This is a genomic window from Pseudomonas sp. FG86, from assembly GCF_057808775.1.
In genome coordinates this window covers 25492-49097 of sequence record NZ_JBMDIS010000009.1, presented here as the reverse complement: position 1 = coordinate 49097, position 23606 = coordinate 25492, and the positions used below count along the sequence as shown (strand labels likewise).

Here is a 23606-nt window from a genome sequence, read left to right as displayed (position 1 = left end):
ATGGCTACGCTTGAACTTCGCAATGTAAACAAGACCTATGGCGCCGGCCTGCCCGACACCTTGAAGAACATCGAACTGTCGATCAAGGAAGGCGAATTCCTGATCCTGGTCGGTCCCTCGGGCTGTGGTAAATCCACGCTGATGAACTGCATCGCGGGCCTGGAGACCATCACCGGCGGCGCAATCATGATCGGTGACCAGGATGTCAGCGGCATGAGCCCCAAGGATCGCGACATCGCCATGGTGTTCCAGTCCTACGCGCTGTACCCGACCATGAGCGTGCGCGAGAACATCGAGTTCGGCCTGAAGATTCGCAAGATGGCCCAGTCTGACATCGACGCCGAAGTGGCCCGTGTGGCCAAGCTGCTGCAGATCGAGCACCTGCTCAACCGCAAGCCGGGCCAATTGTCCGGCGGCCAGCAACAGCGGGTGGCCATGGGCCGTGCCCTGGCGCGTCGCCCGAAGATCTACCTGTTCGACGAACCGCTGTCCAACCTCGACGCCAAGCTACGCGTCGAGATGCGCACCGAAATGAAGCTGATGCACCAGCGCCTGAAAACCACCACGGTCTACGTCACCCACGATCAGATCGAAGCGATGACACTGGGCGATAAAGTGGCGGTGATGAAGGACGGCATCATCCAACAATTTGGCACGCCGAAAGAAATTTACAACGACCCTGCTAACCTATTTGTGGCAAGCTTTATCGGTTCACCACCGATGAACTTCGTTCCTATGCGCCTAAAACGCAAGGACGGGGGGCTGGTGGCGCTGCTCGACAGCGGCCAGGCGCGTTGCGAATTGCCGCTGGGTATGAACGACGCCGGTCTGGAAGACCGTGATGTGATTCTGGGCCTGCGCCCGGAGCAGATCGTGTTGGCGGCGGGTGAGGGCAATGGTTCATCGAGCATTCGTGCCGAGGTTCAGGTCACCGAGCCGACCGGGCCGGACACACTGGTGTTTGTGCAGCTCAATGACACCAAGGTCTGCTGCCGTTTGGCGCCTGATGTGGCGCCGCAGGTGGGCGAGACCCTGACCCTGCAATTCGATCCATCCAAGGTATTGCTGTTCGACGCCAACACTGGCGAGCGCCTCGGCACTGCTTCTTCATTGCCCGCACAGGGGCATGCGGACAATGTGGCCCAATTCAAAGGTCGCTGAAGTAGATAAGTTGTTGTTTTAGATGAAAAAAAGTAACCCGCGTTAGATAAAAACAGTTTAATAACAATAAAGACGAGGATGTAGGGATGAAAAAGCAACACAACAACACTCGGCTGATCTGCCAACTGTCAGCAGCAGCAGCCCTTGTACTGTCCGCCAATGCGATGGCGGCCGATGCATTCAGCGCCGATTCCAAGTGGATGACCGGCGATTGGGGCGGTGAGCGTACCAAGCTGATCGAGCAAGGTATCGACATCAAGGCTGACTACGTAGGGGAAATGGGCGCCAACCTGCACGGCGGCTATAACGACGACAAAACCGGCCGTTACTCCGACCAGTTCGGTCTGGGCGTAGCGCTGGACCTGCAAAAGCTGTGGGGCTGGGATAACACCCAGGCCAAGATCCAGCTGACTAACCGTAATGGCCAGAACATCTCCAACGACCGCATTGGCGACCCGCGTGCCGGCACGCTGAGTTCGTCGATGGAAGTCTACGGTCGCGGCCACATGGTGCGTCTGACCCAGTTCTGGATCCAGCACCAGATGTTCGACAACAAGTTGGACGTGAAGCTGGGTTACTTCGGTGAAGGCGAAGACTTCAACACCTTCCCATGCGACTTCCAGAACCTGTCGTTCTGCGGCTCGCAAGTGGGTAACTATGTAAATACCTGGTACAACTGGCCGGTTGCCCAGGCCGCGATCCGCGTGAAGTACAACATCACGCCTGAGTTGTATGCGCAAATCGGTGCCTACAACCAGAACCCATCGCAACTGGAGCACGGCAACGGCTTCAAGCTCAGCGGCAGCGGCACCAAAGGTACCGTGATTCCGGTGGAATTGGTCTGGTCGCCGAAGGTTAACAACCTGCCGGGCGAATACCGTGTGGGTTACTACAAGAGCGCCGCTGATGCTGCCGACGTACGTGAAGACGTCAACGGCAACGACGCTGCTACCACTGGCGCCGCCTTCCGTACCCGCAGCAGCAAGAAAGGCTACTGGTTCGTTGCCCAACAGCAACTCACCACCCATAACGGCGACGCTTCCCGTGGCTTGAACATCGCAGCCAACGCGACCTTCCACGACAAGGAAACCAACCTCGTCGATAACTACCAGTCGTTGATGCTGGTGTACAAAGGCCCATTTGACGCGCGTCCAAAAGATGACGTCGGCATTGGCGCTGCGCGTCTGCACGTCAACAATGACGTGAAGAAAAACGCCGAACTGCTTAACGTCGCCAATGGTGTGAGTGATTACGACAATCCGCTGTACACGCCTATTCGCGAAACCGAGTACAACTTCGAAATCAACTACGGCTTCCACGTCACCAACTGGCTGACCGTGCGTCCCAACCTGCAATACGTTGTCCAACCGGGCGGCGTGGATAAAGTCGACAACGCGCTGGTGGCTGGCCTGAAAATTCAGTCTACGTTCTAACGCTGTTGCGATAAGCTCCTTCTCTCTGTGCGCATTTTGCGGGTAGCCATGGCTATCCGCTTTTTTTTGGGTGGCACTGTGACGATATTCAGGACCGTGGCACATGCATGAGCATCCGTTGCAACGCTTTTTCAAATCCCTGCGCGAGCGTCCGGTGTTTGCCTGGGAACGCTTCCAGATGCGCGATGTGTTGGTGATCGACCATCCCCTGTGTCAGGCGGTGTTCAGTCGTCAGGGCGCGCAATTGCTGCATTTCCAACCCCGCGGCCAGAAACCCTGGCTGTGGTGCGCGGCCAAGTGGCCGCAAGTCGGCGCCATCCGTGGTGGTGTGCCCGTGTGCTGGCCGTGGTATGGACGCCACCCGAGCGAGAACGCCTGGCCCTCCCATGGCTGGGCGCGGCTGATCGACTGGAAGCTGCTCGACAGCGCCAGCGACGACGACGGCGTACGCCTGCATTGGCAGTTGCAGCTGTGCGACTGGCAGGTCGACCTGCACGCGCACCTGGGCGAGGCCCTGGAACTGCGCCTCAGCACCGAGCACCAGGACGAACTGCCGTGCCAACTGAGCCATGCGTTGCATGCCTATTGGCGTATCGGCAACGTCGGTGAGATAGCGCTGTCTGGACTCGATGGGGCCCAAGGCTATGACCAGCTCAATCGCCAGGTTTGCCAGCAGGAAGGTGAGCTACGGGTCGATGGCGGGTGCCAGCGGGTGTTCCAGCATGAGGGCGAATTGCACCTCAAGGATCACGCCTGGCAGCGCGAGTTGTGCATCGACACTGGTGACAGCGCCGACACCGTCGTATGGCATCCCGGCAGCCGGCCGCTATTGGGCGTCAGTTTCAACGAGGCGTCGGGGTTTGTCTGTGTGGAGTCGGCGATGGCCGGGGCGAGCCTGGCGCCGGGGGAGAGGGCGCATTTGAGTTTGCAGGCCAGGGCTGGCGTTTAGCGGTGTTGCGGGTGGCCTTATCGGGGGCAAGCCCCCTCCCACATTCGACTGCATTCCCCTGTTGAAACCCGGTCAATTGTGGGAGGGGGCTTGCCCCCGATAAGGCCAGTACAGCCAACACAAAGGCAGGCCTAGTTGAACTCATCCCCCACCGGATACCGGCTGTCGTTCAAGCTCTCTTTGATCTTGCGCAAATGCGGCTGGAAATCCACGCCACGGCGCAAGGTCATGCCGGTCGCCAGCACATCCAGTACCGTCAGTTGGATGATCCGCGAGGTCATCGGCATATAGATGTCGGTGTCTTCCGGCAGCGGAATGTTCAGGCTTACCGTACTGGCCTTGGCCAGCGGCGAGTTTTCGGCGGTCACACCCAGCACCGACGCGCCATTTCCCCGGGCGATGCGCGCTACTTCCACCAATTCGCGGGTGCGCCCGGTGTAGGAGATGATCACAAACAGCTCGCCCGTATGCGCCACTGAAGCGATCATGCGCTGCATCAGCACGTCGGCGTGGGCGGTCACCGCCAGGTTGAAGCGGAAGAACTTGTGCAGCGCATCCATGGCCACCGGCGCCGACGCGCCGAGGCCGAAGAAGTGGATCTGCCGGGCCTGGATCAGCAAATCCACGGCCTTGCTGATCAAGGCCGGGTCCAGGGCCTGGCAGGCGGCGTCCAGCGAGGCAATCGCGCTGCCAAAGATCTTCTGTGTATAGGCCTCAGGGTTATCATCGGCCTCCACGGCGCGGCTGACGTACGCTGCGCCACTGGCCAGGCTTTGCGCCAACTGCAATTTAAGTTCAGGGTAACCGCTGACGCCGAACGAACGGCAGAAACGGTTGACCGTCGGTTCACTGACCGAGGCGGCTTGGGCGAGGGCTGCGATCGAGAAGCGGGTCGCCTGCTGCGGGTTGAGCAGGATGACCTCGGCGACTTTTTTCTCAGCCTTGTTCAGTTCTTCGAGGCGGTTCCGGATCTGTTCCAGAAGATTTCGCACGCGGTCCATTCAGTCTTTCCTTCGGGCGACGATGCAAATAAAGGGCGGCAACTCACCGACGAGTAGCCCTTTGCGGTGGCCTATCCTACTGAGGGTAGCTGAACACCACCACTCGGAATGCGTATTTCGGGAAAATGTTGTGGTTATTACTACATTTTTCCTTGAGTGATGCCTTGAAAAAAGGTATTTGTAGCTTAACTTGATAAAAGAACAAACATCATGCCTTCGATAACCGTAGAACCCTGCACCTTTGCCCTGTTTGGCGCCTTGGGTGATCTGGCGCTGCGCAAGTTATTTCCTGCCCTCTATCAACTCGATGGCGCCGGGCTGCTGCACGACAACACGCGCATCCTGGCCCTGGCCCGTGAAGCCGGTTCCGAGCAACAGCACCTGGCCCATATCGAAAAAGAACTGCGCAAGTACGTCGGCAAGGAACTGGACGAGAGCGTCGCCCAGCGTTTCCTCGCGCGGTTGACCTATGTTCACGTCGACTTCATGAAAGCCGACGATTACGTGGCCCTGGCTGAAATCGCCGGCACCGAGCAACGCCTGATTGCCTACTTTGCCACGCCGGCTGCGGTGTACGGCGCGATTTGCGAGAACCTGTCCAAGGTCGGCCTGGCGGAAAATACCCGGGTGGTGCTGGAAAAACCCATCGGTTCGGACCTGGAATCCTCGCGTAAGGTCAACGACGCCGTGGCGCAGTTTTTCCCGGAAAACCGCACCTACCGTATCGATCACTACCTGGGCAAGGAAACTGTCCAGAACCTGATCGCCCTGCGTTTCGCCAACAGCCTGTTCGAAACCCAGTGGAACCAGAACTACATTTCCCACGTGGAAATCACCGTGGCCGAGCAGGTCGGGATCGAAGGCCGTTGGGGTTACTTCGACAAGGCCGGCCAACTGCGCGACATGATCCAGAACCACCTGTTGCAGCTGCTGTGCCTGATTGCCATGGACCCGCCCGCCGACCTGTCCGCCGACAGTATCCGCGACGAGAAGGTCAAGGTGCTCAAGGCGTTGGCACCGATCAGCCCGGATGGCCTGACTACCCAGGTGGTCCGCGGCCAGTACATCGCTGGCTACAGCGCTGGCAAGCCGGTGCCGGGTTACCTGGAAGAAGAGAACTCCAACACCCAGAGCGACACCGAGACCTTCGTTGCCCTGCGCGCCGATATCCGTAACTGGCGGTGGGCCGGGGTGCCGTTCTACCTGCGTACCGGCAAGCGCATGCCGCAAAAGCTGTCGCAGATCGTGATCCACTTCAAGGAACCGTCCCACTATATCTTCGCCCCTGAGCAGCGCCTGCAGATCAGCAACAAGCTGATCATTCGCCTGCAACCGGACGAGGGTATCTCCTTGCGGGTGATGACCAAGGAGCAGGGCCTGGACAAGGGCATGCAACTGCGCAGCGGTCCGCTGCAACTGAATTTTTCCGACACTTACCGCAGCGCCCGTATCCCGGATGCCTACGAGCGGTTGTTACTGGAAGTGATGCGCGGCAATCAGAACCTGTTTGTTCGCAAAGATGAAATCGAAGCCGCGTGGAAGTGGTGTGACCAGTTGATCGCCGGGTGGAAGAAGTCCGGCGATGCGCCCAAGCCGTACGCGGCGGGGTCCTGGGGGCCGATGAGCTCGATTGCACTGATCACGCGGGATGGGAGGTCATGGTATGGCGATATCTGAATTGAAACTGCCTCAGGGCGTCACTGCCCATGAGTACCGTACGCCCGCGCTGCTGGCGGACGGCCTGGCCAATGACGTGGCCGAACAACTGCGCGCGGCCATCAGTGCCCGTGGCGAAGCGACCCTGGTGGTGTCCGGTGGCCGTAGCCCCGTGGCGTTTTTCCAGAACCTGGCCAAGCAGGGCCTGGACTGGTCCAAGGTCACCATCACCCTGGCCGACGAGCGTTGGGTGCCGGTGGAACATGCCGACAGCAATGCCGGTTTGTTGAAGCAGTACCTGTTGCAAGGCCCGGCAGCCAAGGCCAAGTTCCTCAGCTTGTACAGCGCCGCCGCCAACCTTGAAGACGCTGCCCGGCAGGCCGATCGCCTGCTGGCCGAACTGCCAGCCATTGATGTGCTGGTATTGGGCATGGGTGATGACGGCCACACCGCATCGCTGTTTCCCAACAGCCCGAACCTGAGCGAAGCCCTGCAGGCCGACGGTACCCGCCGTTGCTGGCCGATGCTGGCGCCGACCGTGCCGCACCAGCGCCTGACCATGAGTCGCGCGCTGCTGGCCACGGCCAACTACACCGTGCTGTCGATCTCCGGCAGTTCGAAATTGACCACCTTGAGCGCCGCGCTGGCCAGTGACGACGTTGCTGCCATGCCGATTCGCGCGTTTTTGCAACCTACTTTAGAGATTTACTGGTGCCCATGAGCCAAGGATCAGCCGCTATGAAAAGCCCTCAACCGACCGTGTCCATGGCGGATAAAGTTGCCCTGATCGACAGCCTCTGCGCCAAGGCGCGGATCCTGCCCGTGATTACCATTGCCCGTGAACAGGACATCCTGCCCCTGGCCGATGCCCTGGCCGCCGGTGGTTTGACCGCATTGGAAGTGACCCTGCGTTCGGAGTTCGGCCTCAAGGCCATCCAGGTCCTGCGCGAGCAGCGCCCTGAGCTGTGCACCGGCGCCGGCACCGTACTCGACCGCCACATGCTTGAAGCGGCCGAAGTGGCAGGCTCGCAGTTTATCGTCACCCCTGGCATTACCCGCGACCTGCTGGAAGCCTCGGTGCACAGCCCGATTCCGCTGCTGCCCGGCATCAGCAATGCCTCGGGCATCATGGAAGGCTATGGCCTGGGCTATCGTCGCTTCAAGCTGTTCCCGGCCGAAGTCAGTGGCGGTGTAGCGGCCATCAAGGCCCTGGGCGGCCCGTTCGGCGAAGTGAAATTCTGCCCGACCGGCGGGGTTGGCCCGGCCAACATCAAGAACTACATGGCGTTGAAAAACGTGATGTGCGTGGGCGGTAGCTGGATGCTTGACCCGGAGTGGGTCAAGAACGGCGACTGGGCGCGTATCCAGGAAGTCACCGCCGAGGCGCTGGCGCTGCTGGACTGATCTGATTTACCGAATCGTTGTTGCTGTGCTTGACGGCATTTTTGCGGTGCACTTGGTCGGTGTACCGCTTTTTTTTGCCTGCAAAAAACTGAGCCCTCTCCCACGTTTAATCGCTGCGTAGCTCGGTAATGGCGTTGACCAGCACATCGATGTCCGCCGCTGAGGTGAGCAACCCTGGCGTCACCCGAATGCAGGTACCGAACGACGCTCCGACACGCGTAGTGGTAAACAGGTTGAAGTCCTTGAGCAACCGGTCCGCCATTACCTGCTGATCCCGGCCAACAAACTTGAATGCCGTAATCCCGCAATACAGCCGTGGATCGTCCGGCGTCAGTACCTCGATGCCCGGCAACGGCCGTACCCGGCTCACCCACAAATCCCTCAGGTAATTGACCCGGGCGCCCTTGGCTTTCGCGCCGCCCATTGCGCGATGCTCTTCAAACACCAGGGGCAAGGTCATCAGTGCCGGAAAGTTTGGCGTGCTGTACGACGTACGTGCACGAACGTCGGTGGCGGGGTAGTGGAACTCGCCCATGTCCGGATCTATGTCAGCCAGGCGTTCGGGGGCGATATAGAGAAACCCCAGGGTCAGCGGCGCGCCGATCCATTTGTGCAGGTTGAAGCCGGCGAACTGAATGCCCAGCTCGGCGAGGTTGAACTCGATCTGGCCCAGTGCATGAGCGCCGTCGAGGATCACGTCGATGTCATGCTCACGTGCAGCCCTGGCGATGGCCTCGACAGGCATCACCAGGCCGGTGCGATGGGTCACGTGGGTCAGCGCCATCAGCTTGAGGCGCGGGTAGCGCTCGAACGCATCACGATAGGTCTGCACCAAGCTGTCGAAACTGGCCGGATGAGCGTGGGACATTTCGATCACCTCCACCCCTCTGTAGCCGGCCAGCCAGCGCATGGCGCCTTTCACTGTGTCGTACTCCAGATCGCTGATCAGCACCTGATCGCCCGGTTGCAGGCGGTTGTAGTTGCGGATCAACGACTGCAACGCTTCGGTGGCATTGCGGGTGAATGTGACGGCTTCGGGGGCGGCATCGATCAGCTCGGCCAGTTGGCGGCGGATCGTCTCGTTCTCGCCCTGCTCGAAACGCTGGCGCACATGCACCGCGTTACTGCGGTTGATAAACGCCACGTGCTCCAGGTACTGCGCTTGCACCGCGTGGCTCATGCGCCCGAAGTAGCCGTTTTCCAGGTTGATCGGGCCTGGCTCCAGGGCATAGCGCTGGGCGATGGCCAGCCAGTGGGTTTCGTTATCTGCATTCCATGGCATGGCATAGGTTCCTAATGACGAGGGGCGGGTTTGCCGTGTTTGGCGCGCAGCGGTTCCAGCAGTTCGGACAAGCCGTTGTGGTCGATCTCCTGCATCAGGGCCAGCAGGCCGCCGAGTTCGCCGTGGGGGAAACCTTCACGGGCAAACCAGTTCAGGTAAGGGCCAGGCAGGTCCGCGATGATGCGTCCCTTGTACTTGCCGAAGGGCATTTCGCGGGTGATCAGCAGTTCGAGTTTTTCGGGATTCATGAAGGCTCAGGCGTTTGCGTCGAGACCTTGGAAAATACAGGCATTCTGCATGAAGGCCAAATGACAGATCATGCAAATAACGTACATACAGATGGTTCAAATATTTTTAAGTTGTTGAAAATAAACATAAAAGCATTTTTTAAAAAACTGGCACGGGCGCTGCAATCATTAAGGCAACCCTTCTTCACCTGCCTAAGGAATTGAAAAATGACCGACATCAACAAAGAATCCATCTCCGTACTCAACGACCTGATCGAGACCAGCATCGACGGCCAGAAAGGCTTCAAGGAATGCGCTGAAGATATCAAGCACCCAGAACTCAAGGCTCTGTTTGCCAAGCGCTCCGCTGACTGCGCCACTGCCGCCGCCGAACTGAAAACCGCCGTGCGTGCCCTGGGCGGTGACCCAGAAGATTCCGGCAGCGTTGCCGGTGCCCTGCACCGTGGCTGGGTCGACGTGAAGTCGATGGTGACCGGTAAAGATGAAGAGGCTGTGCTGAACGAAGCCGAGCGCGGTGAAGACCACGCATTGAAGGCTTACAAAGAAGCCATCGAGAAGATCAACAAGCACAACTTGCTGGGCATTCGTGACTTGGTTGAACGTCAGTTCCACGGCGTGCAACGTAACCACGACCAGGTGAAAGCCCTGCGTAACCAGGCTCGCGCTCAGTCGTAAGCCCTGCGCTGTAACAATTGTGGGAGGGGGCTTGCCCCCGATAGCGGAAGATCAGTCGATATTTCAATGACTGATCCTCCACTATCGGGGGCAAGCCCTCTCCCACATTTGCATTGTGCTGACTCTGAAATGGCTATCAGCCGATGCTGATCGGCGGCAGTTCGGTCAAGGTGACTACCTGCTGCTTGCGCGGTGCGAGGATTTCGGCTTCGCCATCCACCACCAGCTCATCACGCTGGTTGAACACACGGGTGGCAATGCGTACGCGGAACTTAGGCAGCTTCTCGAGGATTTCCAGACGCACGGTCAGGGTATCGCCGATTTTCACCGGCTTCTGGAAGGTCATCTGCTGGCCGATATAGATCGTGCCCGGCCCAGGCAGCTCGCAGGCCACCGCCGCACTGATCAGCGCTCCGCTGAACATGCCGTGAGCGATACGCTCCTTGAACATGGTCGCCTTGGCGTATTCGGCATCCAGGTGCACCGGGTTGTGGTCGCCCGACATCGCGGCGAACAGTTGGATGTCGCGCTCTTCGACGGTCTTGCTGTAGCTGGCGGTCTGGCCAACTTCGAGGGCTTCGTACGGGGTGTTGGTTACCTGGGTCATCTAAAGGTGCATCCTGTGGCTAATCGATAATTTAAACGGATGATTTTAAAGGAAAAATTATTCGCAGCGGGCTGGCCTGCGCAAACTCAAGGCCTGGTCGAGCCACGTCAGCACATCCGCTGTGACTTCGTCGCGATTGGTTTCGTTGAACACTTCGTGACGCGCCTGTGGGTAGATAGTCAGTTGCAGGTTCCGGCAGCCGGCCTCGCGCAATGCGTTGGCCAGGCTTTTGAGACGCTTGCCTTCACTCACCGGATCACATTCGCCGCCCATCACCAGGATCGGCAGGCCGGGATCGATCTGCGCGAGATTGGACGCTTTGCTGATTTGCTGCAAGCCACCCAGCAGGTCGATCCACAGCTGGTTGGTGCAGCGGAAACCACAGAGTGGGTCATGGATGTACTTGTCGACCTCAACCGGGTCGCGACTGAGCCAGTCGAAACCGGTGCGATTGGGTTTGAACGCCTTGTTGAACGATCCGAATGACAGGAATTCAATCAATGTACTGCGCCCGCGCGGGCCCTGGCGCAGGCGTTCGGCGCGGGCGATGATTCGCGCTGCGCGATACAGCGCCACCGGCTGGAAATTCGAACCGCTGAGGATCGCACCGTCCAGGCTGGCGCTGTGGTGCAGCAGGTAGGCCTGGGCGATGTAGCTGCCCATGCTGTGCCCCAGCAAAATGATCGGAAGGCCCGGCTGCTGCTGGCCGATATGCTGATTGAGACTGGCCAGGTCACCCACCACCTTGTTCCAGCCGTCCTGCTCGGCGAACAACCCTAGCGTACCTTCGTCAGCGGTGCGGCCATGGCCGCGCTGGTCCAGCGCATACAGGCCGTAGCCGGCGCCGCACAAGGCCTGGGCCAGGCGCGCGTAGCGACCACTGTGCTCGGCCATGCCATGGGACAGCATCACCAGGGCCTTGGGCGTGCCGTCGGGCAGCCACTGGTTGACGTACAGGCGGCTGCGGTCATTCGCGGTCAGCCAGAAGGTGGTGTGGTTCATGGCGGTTCCTTTGCTCAGGGTCGTTGCAGTGTATAGCTCATCCCGAGGGTTGCGGCTGATCTGTGCAAGCCCTTGTAGGAAGATTCACGCAATTAATGAAGCTCAGTTCTGTATTTGCCTGTTTGGCCATTACTGCTAACGTCCCCAAAGCTCCGCTTTCTATAGCAGCACGCTTTTTATAGCTGCAGCGGCCGGACACACTCAGGTAAGAGGACAAGAATAATGCAACCTGATTTCTGGAATGACAAACGCGCGGCGGGTGTCCCCAATGACATCGACCTCACCAGCTACAAGTCGGTGATCGAAGTCTTCGAGCGTTCCTGCAAGGCTTTTGCCGACCGTCCGGCGTTCAGCAACATGGGGATCACGCTGACCTACGCCGAACTTGAACGCCAGAGCGCGGCGTTCGCCGGCTACCTGCAACAGCACACAGACCTCAAGCCCGGTGATCGCATCGCGGTGCAGATGCCCAACGTGCTGCACTACCCGGTTGCGGTGTTCGGTGCGCTGCGCGCCGGGCTGATTGTGGTCAACACCAACCCGTTGTACACCCCGCGCGAGATGCGCCACCAGTTCAAGGACGCCGGCATTCGTGCCCTGGTCTACCTTAACCTGTTCGGGGCGCGGGTGCAGGAGGTCTGCACCGATACCGAGATCGACTACCTGATCGAAGCCAGGATGGGCGACTTCATGCCCGCCGCCAAGGGCTGGTTGGTCAACACCGTAGTCGACAAAGTGAAGAAGATGGTGCCGGCCTATCACCTGCCGCGTGCGGTGTCGTTCAAGCGCGCGTTGCGCATGGGCGCGGGGCAGGGTCTGATCCGCCATCCGGTGAGCCTCGACGATATCGCCGTGCTGCAATACACCGGCGGCACCACCGGCCTGGCCAAGGGCGCGATGCTCACCCATGGCAACCTGGTGGCCAATATGCAGCAGGTGCGCGCGTGCATGTCGCAGATTGGCGAAGATGGCCATCCGCTGATCAAGGAAGGGCAGGAGGTGATGATCGCGCCGCTGCCGCTGTACCACATCTATGCGTTCACCGCGAATTGCATGTGCATGATGGTCTCCGGCAACCACAACGTGCTGATCACCAACCCGCGCGACATCGGCGGCTTTATCAAGGAGCTGAAGAACTGGCGCTTTACCGGGTTGCTCGGGCTCAACACGCTGTTCGTGGCACTGATGGACCATCCGGACTTCAAGAGCCTGGATTTCTCCCACCTCAAGCTCACCAACTCCGGCGGTACCGCGCTGATCAAGGCCACGGCCGAACGCTGGCAGCAGATCACGGGCTGTACAATCGGCGAGGGCTATGGCCTGACTGAAACCTCCCCCGTTGCCAGTACCAACCCCTATGGCAAGCAGTCTCGTCTGGGCACCGTAGGTATCCCGGTGCCGGCCACAGCGATGAAGGTCATTGATGAAGAGGGCGTCGAGTTGCCCCTGGGCGAGCGCGGCGAGCTATGTATCAAAGGTCCGCAAGTGATGAAGGGCTACTGGCAGCAACCGGTCGCCACCGCCGAGACCCTGGACGCCGAGGGTTGGCTCAAGACCGGCGACATTGCGGTGATCGACGCCGATGGTTTCATCCGCATTGTGGATCGCAAGAAGGACCTGATCATTGTCTCGGGTTTCAACGTGTATCCGAACGAAATCGAAGACGTGGTGATGGCCCACCCGGCGGTGGCCAACTGCGCGGTGATCGGCGTGCCGGACGATCGCACCGGGGAGGCGGTGAAACTGTTCGTGGTGGCGCGGGCCGAGGGCGTGAGCCTTGAAGAGTTGAAGAGCTACTGCAAGACCAACTTCACGGGGTACAAGGTGCCCAAGCATATTGTGCTGCGCGAGTCGTTGCCGATGACACCGGTGGGCAAGATTTTGCGGCGTGAGTTGCGCGATATCGCCTGATTGGAATTGGGCTCGACAATGTGGGAGGGGGCTTGCCCCCGATGGCGATGTATCAGTCACCAAATGTGTTGGCTGAACCATTGCTATCGGGGGCAAGCCCCCTCCCACATTGCTGTCTATCGCCTTGAAGGGCCTATTCCAGAGCCTTTTTCTGGGTGATTTCACCCTTGTTTAGAGTGTGACCAAATATTGTAGGACAGTCATGATTATGACTGTAGGGCCCTCTTTTGGATCTAGTCGGCCCTTGGCAAAGCTGCTACTCTCGGCGCGCTTTGTGACCTCTCGGCCTGCTTGAACGCGCCAGACTCACCTAAAAAAACATACACCAATAATAATCGCATCAAATGCGATGATGAATTCGCGTCGCTGAGGAGTGGGCTTCCATGAACGTAGACTTTTGGAAGGATAAGTACCCCGCCGGGATTGCTGCAGACATCAATCCAGACGAGTATCCAAATATTCAGGCGGTACTGAAACAGTCCTGCCAGCGCTTCGCCAACAAACCGGCTTTCAGCAACCTGGGCAAGACAATCACCTACGGTGAATTGTACGAATTGTCCGGCGCGTTCGCCGCGTACCTGCAACAGCATACCGACTTGAAGCCCGGCGATCGTATCGCCGTGCAACTGCCCAACGTCCTGCAATACCCGGTCGCCGTATTCGGCGCTATCCGTGCCGGCCTGATCGTGGTCAACACCAACCCGCTGTACACCGCGCGGGAAATGGAACACCAATTCAACGATTCCGGCGCCAAGGCCCTGGTGTGCCTGGCCAATATGGCTCACCTGGCGGAAAAGGTCGTGCCCAAGACCGCCGTCAAGCATGTGATCGTCACCGAGGTTGCCGACCTGTTGTCGCCGTTCAAGCGCCTGCTGATCAACAGCGTCATCAAGTACGTGAAGAAAATGGTCCCGGCCTATCACTTGCCCAAGGCGATCAAGTTCAACGAGGTGCTCGCCAAGGGCCACGGCCAGCCGGTCAACGATGCCAGCCCGGCCAGCAGCGATGTGGCCGTGCTGCAATACACTGGCGGTACCACCGGCGTGGCCAAGGGCGCGATGCTTACCCACCGCAACCTGGTGGCCAACATGCTGCAGTGCAAGGCGCTGATGGGGTCGAACCTCAACGAAGGGTGCGAGATTCTCATCACCCCGCTGCCGCTGTACCACATCTACGCGTTCACCTTTCATTGCATGGCGATGATGCTGATCGGCAACCACAACATCCTGATCAGCAACCCGCGCGACCTGCCGGCGATGGTCAAGGAACTGTCGAAGTGGAAGTTCAGCGGCTTTGTCGGCTTGAACACGTTGTTCGTGGCACTGTGCAACAACGAAGGTTTCCGCAAGCTGGACTTCTCTGCACTGAAAGTCACCCTGTCGGGTGGCATGGCCCTGCAGCTGGCGGCGGCCGAGCGTTGGAAGGCCGTGACCGGTTGCAACATCTGCGAAGGCTACGGCATGACCGAGACCAGCCCGGTGGCGACGGTCAACCCGATCCAGAACATCCAGATTGGCACTATCGGCATTCCGGTGCCGTCGACCCTGTGCAAAGTCATCACCGATGACGGCGTCGAGTTGGCCCTCGGTGAAGTCGGCGAACTGTGCGTCAAGGGCCCGCAGGTGATGAAGGGCTACTGGCAGCGCGAAGACGCTACCGCAGAGATTCTCGACAGCGAAGGCTGGCTGAAGACCGGTGACATCGCGATCATCCAGCCGGACGGCTACATGCGCATTGTCGACCGCAAGAAGGACATGATTCTGGTCTCCGGTTTCAACGTCTACCCCAATGAACTCGAAGACGTGCTGGCGACCCTGCCGGGCGTGCTGCAATGCGCGGCCATCGGCGTGCCGGACGAAAAATCCGGGGAGCACATCAAGATCTTCATCGTGGTCAAGCCGGGGGCGACCCTGACCAAGGACCAGGTGATGGAGCACATGCGCGCCAATGTCACCGGCTACAAGGTGCCCAAGGCCGTGGAGTTCCGCGATGCGTTGCCGACCACCAACGTGGGCAAGATCCTGCGTCGTGAGTTGCGCGATGAAGAGCTGAAGAAACTCGGTCTTAAAAAGTAACGTAACCCAAATGTGGGAGGGGGCTTGCCCCCGATGGCGGTGTGAAGTCAACCGATTCAGTGACTGACACTCTGCTATCGCGGGCAAGCCCCCTCCCACATTTTTTTTGCCGCGTTCCTACAGGGCGAACTGCGCGAAGTTGACACCGGCACCCGCCGGACGCACATCCTTCAGGAACGAATCCTTGTCCGCGCTCAGCTCCAGGGTAATCTCCGGCTTGCGCTTGCCCGCATTGCGCACCACCAGCCCTTCGAGCTTTTCACGCAGGAATACCGTCGGCACCTTCAGGTGCAGCAACTGGTCGGTCTCGGCGTTGTGCATCAACAGGTGAATCCACTCGTACTGGCCCACGGCAATCCGCGCCACCGGCAAGTCGAACCACCAGATATTGCGTTTGCGGTCCAGGTCGGTGAAATGGCAGTTGTTGACGCCGAGAACGGCACCGCCCAGTTCCTGGTTTCTGCGGGCGATGGCCTGTGCTTTATTGAGTTTCATAACCTTCCTACGGGATCTGTTATTCAGCGTTATAGCCTGAATGTGCCGCGCATTCTCGTGGGTTGGCCGCAAAACATAAAGCCAAACCTGCGCATGGCGATGAAATGCCCACCGAAAAATAATTGAAACTCTGCCGAACAGCCCCGGGTCAATCTTTAGGTAATGACCAAAACCCTTGATTGTTCTTTCGGAGGCATACCATGAGCAGCACATCGGATAAGGTAAAAGGCGTCGCGAACGAAGCTGTCGGCAACATCAAGCAAGGCGTCGGCAAAGTGACCGGCAACGATAAGTTGCGTGCTGAAGGTGTCATTCAGGAAAAGAAAGGCGAAGTGCAGAAAGCCGTCGGCGACACCAAGGACGCCGTGAAAAAAGCGACCCGGTAAACCTGAATCGCTGGCTGTGTTCCTTCAGCCCAACGGCCATCCACGGATGGCCGTTTTTATGTGCGGCGGTGCAACTAAATTCTTGAAATTGTTTCAAAGTCGCCAGATAGGCTACTTTGATGTAGAAAACGGCCCCTGAGTCGCCCCTGAACTCAACCTTTTTGCGGCGAAAGGAGACGCTATGATTTTTCCGGTACTCGATGGCCTCAAGCTGCACACAGTGCTGGTGCGCACGGTCAAGGAATTCGTCAACGACGAGATGTCGACTTACGCCTCGGCACTGGCCTACCAGATGCTGTTTTCCTTGTTTCCGTTCCTGCTGTTCCTCATTGCCTTGATCGGTTTCCTGCACCTGCCGGACTTTTTCACCTGGCTGCGCCTGCAGTCGGAACTGGTGTTGCCGCCCCAGGCCCTGGAGCAGGTCAACCCGGTGATCGACCAGTTGCAGCAGTCCAAGGGTGGCCTGCTGTCGGTGGGTATCGTGATTGCACTATGGACCGCCTCGGCCGGCGTGCGCTTGATGATGAGCGCGATGAACGCCGCCTACGACGTGGTCGAAGGGCGGCCGATCTGGAAGCGGTTTCCGTTGTCGATTTTCTACACCGTGGGCATCGCCGGCATGCTGCTGGCCGCCGCCGCGCTGATGGTGCTCGGGCCGCAGGTGATGGAGTGGCTGGCGGGGCAAATCGGTATGCAGGAATTCGTGGTCACCTTGTGGACCATCCTGCGCTGGCCGCTGATCGTGGTCCTGCTGATGTTCGCTGTGGCCCTGATGTACTACGTGATGCCCGATGTCGAGCAGAAATTCCGCTTTATTACCCCAGGTTCCGTGCTGGCGGTGGTGGTGTGGATCGTCGCCTCCCTGGGCTTTGGCTACTACGTCAAGACCTTCGCCGACTACAACGCCATGTATGGCAGTATCGGTGCAATCATTGTCCTGCTCCTGTACTTCTATATTTCTGCTGCCGTGTTGTTGCTCGGTGCGGAGATGAATGCCGTGATCGAGCACATGTCCGCCGAAGGCAAGGACCCCGGCGAAAAGGCATTCGATACACACACCCACGTGAGTGAGAAACAGCACGTCTCTGGCCTCGGCCGAGACCATTCCAAGCCCACCCCTGACGAAGTCTGATCGATGATCCGTGAAATCCTGAAAATGGGCGACGAACGCCTGCTGCGTATCGCGCCACCGGTCCCGCCGGAAATGTTCGACAGCCCCGAGCTGTGGCAATTGATTGACGACATGTTCCAGACCATGGAGCACGTCGGCGGCGTCGGCCTGGCCGCACCGCAGATTGGCGTCGACCTGCAACTGGTGATCTTTGGTTTCGAGAGCAGTGAACGCTACCCGGACGCTCCGGCCGTACCACAGACGATCCTGATCAACCCGCTGATCACACCGCTGAGCCCGATACTGGAAGAGGGCTACGAAGGTTGCCTTTCCGTACCCGGCCTGCGTGGCGCGGTAGACCGTTACCAGCAGATTCGCTACGAAGGTTTCGACCCCAAGGGCGAGCCGATCGTACGTATCGCCGAAGGCTTCCACGCGCGCGTGGTGCAGCATGAATGCGACCACCTGATCGGCCGGCTGTACCCGTCGCGGATCACCGACTTCAGCAAGTTCGGGTTTATCGAAGTGATGTTCCCGGACATGGATCCGACGGCCGACGAATAACCTCGCCGATACCCACAAATCCCTGTGGAAGGGGCTGGTTTGCCCCCTGCCACAGGGGGGCGGCGGTGAGTCAGATCATTTGGCTGGTTTGACGAACCGCAACGTCATCCGGTCCGATTCGCCAATCGCCACATACCTGGCCTTATCCTGCTCGCCCAGCTTCAACGTCGGCGGCAAGGTCCAGACGCCGCCGGCATAGTCCTTGGTGTCCTTCGGGTTGGCGTTGACCTCACTCTGCCCGGCCAGTTTGAACCCGGCATCGGTCGCCAGCTTCACCACCTGCGCCGTGGTCAGGTAACCACTGTCCTTGATGGCGTCAAGGTTTGCGCCGTCCTTGGCGCGATGGTCTTCCACCCCCAGCACGCCACCCGGTTTCAACACGTTGTAGAACCCGCTGAAAGTGGCCTCGGCGGTATCGGCCAACACCCAGTTATGCACATTGCGGAACGTCAGCACGGCATCCGCCGAAGCGGGTTTGCCGAACACCGGGGCCTTGGGATCGAACTCGACCACTTCAGCATTGGCATAGCGCGCCGGGTCGGCGGCGAATTTCTTTTTCAGGTTTTCTTCCGACGTGCGCGCGTAGGCACTCACACTGGGGGCCTGCACGGCGGCGATGTAGTGCCCGTGGTCCTTGAGCAGCGGTGCGAGAATCTCGCTGTACCAGCCGCCACCTGGGGTGATTTCGATCACCCTCTGCTGGGCGCCCAGGCCAAAGAACTCAAGTGTCTGCTGTGGATGGCGATAGACGTCACGCGCGCTGTTGGCCGGGTCGCGCCAACTGCCGGCCAGCACACTGGCGTATTGCTTGGCGGTAATCGGCGCGTCGGCGGCCTGGCTGAAGGTTGGCGCGAGGAGGGCGGTGAGGGACAGAGCTGCAAGCGTCGTTTTCATGATCATCCTGTAGAGGGCTTCTGTGCCGTCGAGGCTAGCATGGGCCCAGTGTCGGCCGATCACACATTATCCGAGGTCGACCTCACCAAAGGTTCTAAGCCCATCGCAATCATCGGCTTGTTACGCTTGTAGCGCACCAGTCGTTCGCTGAGGGATTGCGGCAACAGCGTGTCCTGGGTAAAGCCCATGCGCTGATAAACGCCTTCCAGCTCCGGATGACAGAGCAGCCACACTGTGCCTTCCACATCTGCCACCGCCGCACCGATCAAGCGGGCTGCCAGACCCTGGCCGCGATACGCCGGGTCGACAAACACGCCCGTCAACCATTGCCCGCCAACCACGGGCGTGAGGCACAGGCCGGCGACAATCTCGCGGCTGCGCGCCACCCACAGACGTCCGCCCTTGAGCGCCTTCATCGACGACTGGTGGCTGCGATAAAACTTGTTCAGCAGCGGCCACAGGGGCTCTGCCAGCAGATCGATGGTCAACTCGGGCATGGTCTTCAGGCAGCGTAATCACGGGCCGGGGATTATAAGCGCCTTCTGTAGGGCAATAGGTGGTATACCCAGTGTTACATCCCCTGTAAGTGGAGCACGCATCATGGCCAAAGGTATGGATTCAAAGAAAGCCGCGAAGAAGAAACCGGCAAAAACCGCCGACGAAAAACGCGCCGACAAGAAAGCCAAGAAAACCGACACAGGTCTGTTTGGTCACTGAGTGACAAGCTTATAACCCAATGATCTGCCAGATTTTCCCGCCTCATTGCACAGAGCAGGAAACACCTGCTCTGTGCCGCATGCAGCCCCCCGTCATTGCAGGCGAGCCGGTGCCACACTGGCGTCTATTTCAGATCATGAATTTTCGGCGGCCAGCGCGGCGATGACCGTTGGCCGTTCGCCCACCCGCTGTTGAAACGCCGCCAGCGCCGGCCACTTGCCCAGATCAATGGCGTGAAACCCCGCCCAGCGCAGCACCACGAACAGGTAGGCATCCGCTACCGAATAGTGCGCGCCTAACAGGTAATCCTGGTGCTCCAGGGTCTGCACCAGCACCGCGAAGCGCTTGAACAGCGTGGCCTGGAACGAGGCTTTGACCTCGCCCTGAATCGCATTGTTGAAAAACACTGCCAACCCACCATGAATTTCAGTCGCAATAAAATTCAGCCACTCCTGCAAGCGCACGCGCTCCCAGCTGCCATTGGCCGGGGCCAGGCCCGCGTCGGGTTTGAGGTCGGCCAGGTATTGCAGGATCGCGCTGGCTTCGGTCAACACCTGGCCGTTGTCCAGTTGCAGCGCTGCCACATAGCCCTTGGGGTTGATCTGCAGGAAGTCCTGGCCATCGGCAGTGGTTTTGGCCTGGTTATCCACGCGCACCAGGTCGAACGGAAGCGCCAATTCGCGCAGCACGATATGGGGGGCGAGGGAACAGGCATTGGGGAAGAAATACAGTTTCATCTGTGACAGCTCCGTTGAATTTGCGCCAGTCTCACCGCCGTGGCACCTTGCGTAAAATTAAACCTCCAGACCCCTGCCATAAGGACAGCGACTGTCATGATGAACCTGATGCACTGGCGCCTGCTGGTGGCGGTGGCCGATCACGGCAGCATCACCGCCGCCGCCGGACATGTCGGCATGACCCAGTCCGCCGCCAGCCAGGCCATGGCTGGCATGGAGGCGACGCTGGGTGCGCAGTTGTTTACCCGCGAGCCGCGCAAGACCTTGCCCACCGCCCTGGGGCTGAGTGTGATCGAGCAGGCGCGGGTGATGCTCGGGGCCTTGCAGGCGATTCGCAGTACTGTGGATGAAGCCAGGCCCATGCTGCGGGGGACGATTCGCATCGCTAGTTTCCCCATGGTGCTCGCGACCTTTCTGACGCCGTTTTTGCAACGTTTCCGCCAGTTATATCCCGGTATCGACGTCACCACCCTGGATGTTACCGATAACGAGGTGCTGACCCTGCTCGAGGCCGACCTGATCGACCTGGGCGTGGTGCTCAACCCCAAGCCCGAGCGCCAGGCCACCGTATTGGGCCGTGACTGCTGGATGGCAGTGCTGCCGACGAACCATCCACTGGCACAACGCCCGGCCGATGCAAGCGTAAGTCTTGAGGAACTGTTCGAACAAGCCTTCGTGCTTGCCACCGGTGGTTGCAGCGCCAATGCCCGCAGCCTGGGCGCCGCGGTAGGGCTGACCCTGCGCGATATCCGCGTGGAAGTCCGCGAATGGAGCAGCGCCTTCAGCCTGGTACGCGAAGGCGTTGGCGTGACGCTGGTGCCGGAGATGGCCCTGCCGGTCGAGCGCCAGGGTTTACGCGTGATGCCGCTGACAGCGCCGCGGTACCGCGAGTTTGCCCTGGTCGGTTCACCCAACCGCCCACCTTCGGCCGCCGCCGCCGCGTTGTTGAAGATGCTGGCTGAACGTTGATGCGCTCGAATCCACCAGGGGGCGATGGATCAGTCGCCCAAGGTTGAGACTGACACTCAGCGATCGGGAACCGGCCCGCTCGCCATCAGGGGGCCGGTTTGCTGTACGACAGCGCCAAGTCGCAGACAGGGTTTGCCTTGCGCGGTTGCTTAGATCGCCGCGAGGGTGTCTTTCACCGACTGCGCCTGGGGCGCCGCGGTCTTCGCCGCTACCTGCTGCTCTTGTTGTACTTTCACGCGCTCAGCCACCTGCTTGGCGATCGCATCCTGTTTTTCCTGGGGCATGGCCTGCACTTGTTCCTCGGTCAACCCTTGCTCCTTGAGCAACTGCTCGCGAATACGTTCGGCCGGGGTTTTGCTCATGTAATCGGTGAAGTCTGCGCGTGCGCTGCTGGTGGTGGAACCGGCGGCGGGTACATCCGTGGTCGCCGGAGTGGCTGCCGTGCTCGCTTGCAACTGCACACGGGTCTTGGCGAAGGCTTCGTCGATGCGATCGTTGGCCTTGTCCAGTGCCTTCTGTACAACTGGCACGGTCACGCTTTGCTGCGCCGCTTGCAGGGCACCGCTGTATAGCGTGCTGGCGGCGGCGTTGGCGGGGTCCATATCGGGGCGCTTGAGCTGTTGGACGGTCGATACGGCTTGAGTGTTGTTGTTAACCAGCATGATGGTTCACCTGGGGAAATGTACGGTGCCTCATGAGGAGCAATTAGCGTGCCGGGCAGCATCACCCCGGTTTTACTGGGGGGCGCGCGGCCGTCGCGGCAATAGTTGTCCCGTCGACGGCCAATCGTTGCCGTCAGTGGGCGATATTTTCCAACGCCAGATTGCGCGTACGCGGCCCGAACCAACTGATGGTGATCATCACGATCAACATGCTGCTGGCGATAAACGCCAACACGCCTGGGGTGCCCAGGTGTTCGAGGATAAAACCGATCAACAGGCTGCTGAACACCGTGGACAAGCGGCTGAACGAATAACAGAACCCCACCGCCCGCGCGCGGATATTGGTCGGGAACAGTTCGCTCTGGTACGAGTGATAACTGAAGCTCAACCAGGCATTGCAGAAGGTGATCATCACCCCGCAGATCACCAACCCTACCGCCGTGGTCTGCAGGGCGAACAGGCTACCGAAGATCATCGCGCCCATGGCCGAGCCGACAATCTGCCATTTGTTTTCAAAGCGGTTGGCCACCTTCACGAACAACAACGGCCCCAAAGGGTAGGCGAGCGTGATGATAAAGGCGTACAGCAAGCTGTGGGTCACGCTGACACCCTGGCCCGAGAGCAACGCCGGCAGCCAGTTGCCAAAGCCGAAAAAACCGATGGCCTGGAACACATGGAACACGATCAGCATCAACGCACGGCGGCGGTACGGGGGTTGCCAGATATCGGCAAAGCGGCCGCTGCCTTGCACGCTGACGGTTTCCGGTTCGGGCTCATCCAGCGGCTGGCCGTAATCCTTCTGACAGCGGGCTTCGAGGTTGTCCATGATCGCACTGGCTTCGCCGAAACGACCTTTCTGCGCCAGCCAGCGCGGTGATTCCGGCAGGCGCTTGCGCAGTTGCCAGATAAATAGCGCAAACACTGCACTCGACAGCACTACCCAGCGCCAGCCGGCGACGCCGAACGGCGCCTGGGGCACCAGCCACCACGACATCAAGGCCACCGCCGGCACCGACAGGAACTGGATGAAAAACGCAAAGGCGAACGCCGAGCTACGCATGCGCTTGGGCACCAGTTCCGACAGGTAAGCGTCGATGGTGACCAGCTCGATGCCCAGGCCGATGCCCACCAGGAAGCGCATGCAGATGATGCCCAGGGCGGACGTCTGGATGCCCATCAACACCGTGGCGACGGTGTACCAGATCAACGCGAAGGTGAAGATCGCCCGGCGCCCGAAGCGGTCGGCGATGGGGCTGAGCAGGCTGGCCCCGAGGAACAGGCCAAGAAAGGTCGCCGAGGCGAACGCGGCCTGGTCGGAGAAGCCGAATACACCGCCGCTGCCGGTGGCAAAGATGCCGTCCTTGATCAGCCCTGGGCTGATGTAGGCGGTCTGGAACAGGTCATACAGCTCGAAAAAACCGCCAATCGACAGCAGCGCCACCAGGCGCCAGATACTGGCGACAGCCGGCAGGCGGTCGATGCGCGCGCTGATATGGGCGGCACGGACCGGGTCGATGCCGTCCGTGGCAGAGGCAGTGAGTGTCGACATGGGGCGGATTCCAGGGGCAGTAAAGTGGAATCTTAGCCTGCTAACGGAAATCGCCGCTTGTGAAGTTGCCCGCGATGGCACGCCGATTCGCTGATTTATTGCGCGTCGGCGTGGTGTT

Annotated in this window: 24 protein-coding genes; 13 read left to right on the top strand and 11 right to left on the bottom strand. The window is 59.7% G+C overall.

All coding sequences use genetic code 11. The features are described 5' to 3' along the window. From ACODSV_RS08750 to ACODSV_RS08740, 3 genes are all read left to right on the top strand, one after another. Positions 1–1161, top strand: coding sequence for an ABC transporter ATP-binding protein (locus ACODSV_RS08750; protein ID WP_024077088.1), 1161 nt, complete (start codon positions 1–3; stop codon positions 1159–1161). A gap of 86 nt (positions 1162–1247) precedes the next feature. After that, on the top strand, positions 1248–2594 hold the full coding sequence (locus ACODSV_RS08745) for a carbohydrate porin (RefSeq protein WP_024077087.1): 1347 nt from the start codon (positions 1248–1250) through the stop codon (positions 2592–2594). 103 nt (positions 2595–2697) lie between these two features. Then, positions 2698–3543, top strand: a complete 846-nt coding sequence (locus ACODSV_RS08740) for a D-hexose-6-phosphate mutarotase (RefSeq protein WP_024077086.1) — start codon at positions 2698–2700, stop codon at positions 3541–3543. A 131-nt stretch (positions 3544–3674) separates the two neighbouring features. On the opposite strand, the gene ACODSV_RS08735 is transcribed toward ACODSV_RS08740, so the two are convergent. Next, positions 3675–4535: a MurR/RpiR family transcriptional regulator gene (locus ACODSV_RS08735; RefSeq protein WP_172831385.1), complete on the bottom strand. Its 861-nt coding sequence runs from the start codon at positions 4533–4535 to the stop codon at positions 3675–3677. A 219-nt stretch (positions 4536–4754) separates the two neighbouring features. Here ACODSV_RS08735 and zwf point away from each other — a divergent pair, with 219 nt between their 5' ends. From zwf to ACODSV_RS08720, 3 genes are read left to right on the top strand one after another with little or no spacing between them, the layout of a single operon-like run. After that, on the top strand, positions 4755–6221 hold the full coding sequence (zwf, locus tag ACODSV_RS08730) for a glucose-6-phosphate dehydrogenase (protein ID WP_024077084.1): 1467 nt from the start codon (positions 4755–4757) through the stop codon (positions 6219–6221). Next, entirely contained in the window at positions 6208–6921 is a 714-nt protein-coding gene (pgl, locus tag ACODSV_RS08725) for a 6-phosphogluconolactonase (RefSeq protein WP_041161006.1), read from the top strand. The genes zwf and pgl overlap by 14 nt, the downstream gene beginning before the upstream one ends. Positions 6922–6938: 17 nt before the next feature. Then, positions 6939–7604: a bifunctional 4-hydroxy-2-oxoglutarate aldolase/2-dehydro-3-deoxy-phosphogluconate aldolase gene (locus tag ACODSV_RS08720; protein ID WP_025858441.1), complete on the top strand. Its 666-nt coding sequence runs from the start codon at positions 6939–6941 to the stop codon at positions 7602–7604. Positions 7605–7710: 106 nt separating this feature from the next. Here ACODSV_RS08720 and ACODSV_RS08715 read toward each other — a convergent pair whose 3' ends face one another. Continuing rightward, positions 7711–8886, bottom strand: a complete 1176-nt coding sequence (locus ACODSV_RS08715) for an aminotransferase class V-fold PLP-dependent enzyme (RefSeq protein WP_150056118.1) — start codon at positions 8884–8886, stop codon at positions 7711–7713. A gap of 11 nt (positions 8887–8897) precedes the next feature. After that, the gene (locus ACODSV_RS08710) at positions 8898–9134 is read right to left on the bottom strand and encodes a DUF3820 family protein (protein ID WP_003213031.1); all 237 of its coding nucleotides are present in this window, start codon (positions 9132–9134) and stop codon (positions 8898–8900) included. Between the two features lie 207 nt (positions 9135–9341). On the opposite strand from ACODSV_RS08710, the gene ACODSV_RS08705 reads away from it, so the two are divergent. Further along, positions 9342–9809: a ferritin-like domain-containing protein gene (locus tag ACODSV_RS08705; protein ID WP_024077081.1), complete on the top strand. Its 468-nt coding sequence runs from the start codon at positions 9342–9344 to the stop codon at positions 9807–9809. A 136-nt stretch (positions 9810–9945) separates the two neighbouring features. Here the strand turns inward: ACODSV_RS08705 and ACODSV_RS08700 are convergent, their stop codons facing one another. Together ACODSV_RS08700 and ACODSV_RS08695 are read right to left on the bottom strand one after the other, a co-directional pair. Next, complete coding sequence (locus tag ACODSV_RS08700) at positions 9946–10416, bottom strand: MaoC family dehydratase (protein ID WP_024077080.1); 471 nt, start codon at positions 10414–10416, stop codon at positions 9946–9948. Between the two features lie 57 nt (positions 10417–10473). Then, positions 10474–11418, bottom strand: a complete 945-nt coding sequence (locus tag ACODSV_RS08695) for an alpha/beta hydrolase (RefSeq protein WP_150056538.1) — start codon at positions 11416–11418, stop codon at positions 10474–10476. A 222-nt stretch (positions 11419–11640) separates the two neighbouring features. On the opposite strand from ACODSV_RS08695, the gene fadD2 reads away from it, so the two are divergent. Then, positions 11641–13329 carry a long-chain-fatty-acid--CoA ligase FadD2 gene (gene fadD2, locus ACODSV_RS08690; RefSeq protein WP_024077078.1) on the top strand — a complete coding sequence of 563 codons (1689 nt, stop codon included), beginning with the start codon at positions 11641–11643 and terminating at the stop codon, positions 13327–13329. Between the two features lie 383 nt (positions 13330–13712). Further along, a complete protein-coding gene (fadD1, locus tag ACODSV_RS08685) occupies positions 13713–15404 on the top strand; it encodes a long-chain-fatty-acid--CoA ligase FadD1 (protein WP_024077076.1) in 1692 nt (563 codons plus the stop codon). A 117-nt stretch (positions 15405–15521) separates the two neighbouring features. Here fadD1 and ACODSV_RS08680 read toward each other — a convergent pair whose 3' ends face one another. Then, positions 15522–15899: a hypothetical protein gene (locus tag ACODSV_RS08680; protein ID WP_024077075.1), complete on the bottom strand. Its 378-nt coding sequence runs from the start codon at positions 15897–15899 to the stop codon at positions 15522–15524. A 200-nt stretch (positions 15900–16099) separates the two neighbouring features. Here ACODSV_RS08680 and ACODSV_RS08675 point away from each other — a divergent pair, with 200 nt between their 5' ends. From ACODSV_RS08675 to def, 3 genes are all read left to right on the top strand, one after another. Further along, positions 16100–16285, top strand: a complete 186-nt coding sequence (locus ACODSV_RS08675; RefSeq protein WP_150056018.1) for a CsbD family protein — start codon at positions 16100–16102, stop codon at positions 16283–16285. Positions 16286–16466: 181 nt separating this feature from the next. Continuing rightward, a complete protein-coding gene (locus ACODSV_RS08670; protein WP_150056019.1) occupies positions 16467–17417 on the top strand; it encodes a YihY/virulence factor BrkB family protein in 951 nt (316 codons plus the stop codon). Between the two features lie 3 nt (positions 17418–17420). Further along, positions 17421–17960, top strand: a complete 540-nt coding sequence (gene def, locus ACODSV_RS08665) for a peptide deformylase (RefSeq protein ID WP_024077072.1) — start codon at positions 17421–17423, stop codon at positions 17958–17960. Between the two features lie 75 nt (positions 17961–18035). Here def and ACODSV_RS08660 read toward each other — a convergent pair whose 3' ends face one another. From ACODSV_RS08660 to gstA, 3 genes are all read right to left on the bottom strand, one after another. Next, positions 18036–18854, bottom strand: coding sequence for a class I SAM-dependent methyltransferase (locus ACODSV_RS08660; protein WP_150056020.1), 819 nt, complete (start codon positions 18852–18854; stop codon positions 18036–18038). Between the two features lie 59 nt (positions 18855–18913). Beyond that, positions 18914–19351: a GNAT family N-acetyltransferase gene (locus ACODSV_RS08655; RefSeq protein WP_150056021.1), complete on the bottom strand. Its 438-nt coding sequence runs from the start codon at positions 19349–19351 to the stop codon at positions 18914–18916. A 354-nt stretch (positions 19352–19705) separates the two neighbouring features. Further along, entirely contained in the window at positions 19706–20308 is a 603-nt protein-coding gene (gene gstA, locus ACODSV_RS08650) for a glutathione transferase GstA (protein WP_024077068.1), read from the bottom strand. Positions 20309–20404: 96 nt separating this feature from the next. Here gstA and ACODSV_RS08645 point away from each other — a divergent pair, with 96 nt between their 5' ends. Beyond that, on the top strand, positions 20405–21277 hold the full coding sequence (locus tag ACODSV_RS08645) for a LysR family transcriptional regulator (protein ID WP_150056022.1): 873 nt from the start codon (positions 20405–20407) through the stop codon (positions 21275–21277). 149 nt (positions 21278–21426) lie between these two features. Here the strand turns inward: ACODSV_RS08645 and ACODSV_RS08640 are convergent, their stop codons facing one another. Beyond that, on the bottom strand, positions 21427–21939 hold the full coding sequence (locus ACODSV_RS08640; RefSeq protein ID WP_024077066.1) for a hypothetical protein: 513 nt from the start codon (positions 21937–21939) through the stop codon (positions 21427–21429). A gap of 133 nt (positions 21940–22072) precedes the next feature. Continuing rightward, on the bottom strand, positions 22073–23488 hold the full coding sequence (locus tag ACODSV_RS08635; protein WP_102625304.1) for an MFS transporter: 1416 nt from the start codon (positions 23486–23488) through the stop codon (positions 22073–22075). Positions 23489–23606: the final 118 nt, after the last annotated feature.

What these genes read in the sequence shown, in the direction of transcription:
- ACODSV_RS08750 (WP_024077088.1), top strand. Translation starts at nt 1, where the DNA reads ATGGCTACGCTTGAACTTCGCAATGTAAACAAGACCTATGGCGCCGGC.
- ACODSV_RS08745 (WP_024077087.1), top strand. Translation starts at nt 1,248, where the DNA reads ATGAAAAAGCAACACAACAACACTCGGCTGATCTGCCAACTGTCAGCA.
- ACODSV_RS08740 (WP_024077086.1), top strand. Translation starts at nt 2,698, where the DNA reads ATGCATGAGCATCCGTTGCAACGCTTTTTCAAATCCCTGCGCGAGCGT.
- zwf (WP_024077084.1), top strand. Translation starts at nt 4,755, where the DNA reads ATGCCTTCGATAACCGTAGAACCCTGCACCTTTGCCCTGTTTGGCGCC.
- pgl (WP_041161006.1), top strand. Translation starts at nt 6,208, where the DNA reads ATGGCGATATCTGAATTGAAACTGCCTCAGGGCGTCACTGCCCATGAG.
- ACODSV_RS08720 (WP_025858441.1), top strand. Translation starts at nt 6,939, where the DNA reads ATGAAAAGCCCTCAACCGACCGTGTCCATGGCGGATAAAGTTGCCCTG.
- ACODSV_RS08715 (WP_150056118.1), bottom strand. Translation starts at nt 8,886, where the DNA reads ATGCCATGGAATGCAGATAACGAAACCCACTGGCTGGCCATCGCCCAG.
- ACODSV_RS08710 (WP_003213031.1), bottom strand. Translation starts at nt 9,134, where the DNA reads ATGAATCCCGAAAAACTCGAACTGCTGATCACCCGCGAAATGCCCTTC.
- ACODSV_RS08705 (WP_024077081.1), top strand. Translation starts at nt 9,342, where the DNA reads ATGACCGACATCAACAAAGAATCCATCTCCGTACTCAACGACCTGATC.
- ACODSV_RS08700 (WP_024077080.1), bottom strand. Translation starts at nt 10,416, where the DNA reads ATGACCCAGGTAACCAACACCCCGTACGAAGCCCTCGAAGTTGGCCAG.
- ACODSV_RS08695 (WP_150056538.1), bottom strand. Translation starts at nt 11,418, where the DNA reads ATGAACCACACCACCTTCTGGCTGACCGCGAATGACCGCAGCCGCCTG.
- fadD2 (WP_024077078.1), top strand. Translation starts at nt 11,641, where the DNA reads ATGCAACCTGATTTCTGGAATGACAAACGCGCGGCGGGTGTCCCCAAT.
- fadD1 (WP_024077076.1), top strand. Translation starts at nt 13,713, where the DNA reads ATGAACGTAGACTTTTGGAAGGATAAGTACCCCGCCGGGATTGCTGCA.
- ACODSV_RS08680 (WP_024077075.1), bottom strand. Translation starts at nt 15,899, where the DNA reads ATGAAACTCAATAAAGCACAGGCCATCGCCCGCAGAAACCAGGAACTG.
- ACODSV_RS08675 (WP_150056018.1), top strand. Translation starts at nt 16,100, where the DNA reads ATGAGCAGCACATCGGATAAGGTAAAAGGCGTCGCGAACGAAGCTGTC.
- ACODSV_RS08670 (WP_150056019.1), top strand. Translation starts at nt 16,467, where the DNA reads ATGATTTTTCCGGTACTCGATGGCCTCAAGCTGCACACAGTGCTGGTG.
- def (WP_024077072.1), top strand. Translation starts at nt 17,421, where the DNA reads ATGATCCGTGAAATCCTGAAAATGGGCGACGAACGCCTGCTGCGTATC.
- ACODSV_RS08660 (WP_150056020.1), bottom strand. Translation starts at nt 18,854, where the DNA reads ATGAAAACGACGCTTGCAGCTCTGTCCCTCACCGCCCTCCTCGCGCCA.
- ACODSV_RS08655 (WP_150056021.1), bottom strand. Translation starts at nt 19,351, where the DNA reads ATGCCCGAGTTGACCATCGATCTGCTGGCAGAGCCCCTGTGGCCGCTG.
- gstA (WP_024077068.1), bottom strand. Translation starts at nt 20,308, where the DNA reads ATGAAACTGTATTTCTTCCCCAATGCCTGTTCCCTCGCCCCCCATATC.
- ACODSV_RS08645 (WP_150056022.1), top strand. Translation starts at nt 20,405, where the DNA reads ATGATGAACCTGATGCACTGGCGCCTGCTGGTGGCGGTGGCCGATCAC.
- ACODSV_RS08640 (WP_024077066.1), bottom strand. Translation starts at nt 21,939, where the DNA reads ATGCTGGTTAACAACAACACTCAAGCCGTATCGACCGTCCAACAGCTC.
- ACODSV_RS08635 (WP_102625304.1), bottom strand. Translation starts at nt 23,488, where the DNA reads ATGTCGACACTCACTGCCTCTGCCACGGACGGCATCGACCCGGTCCGT.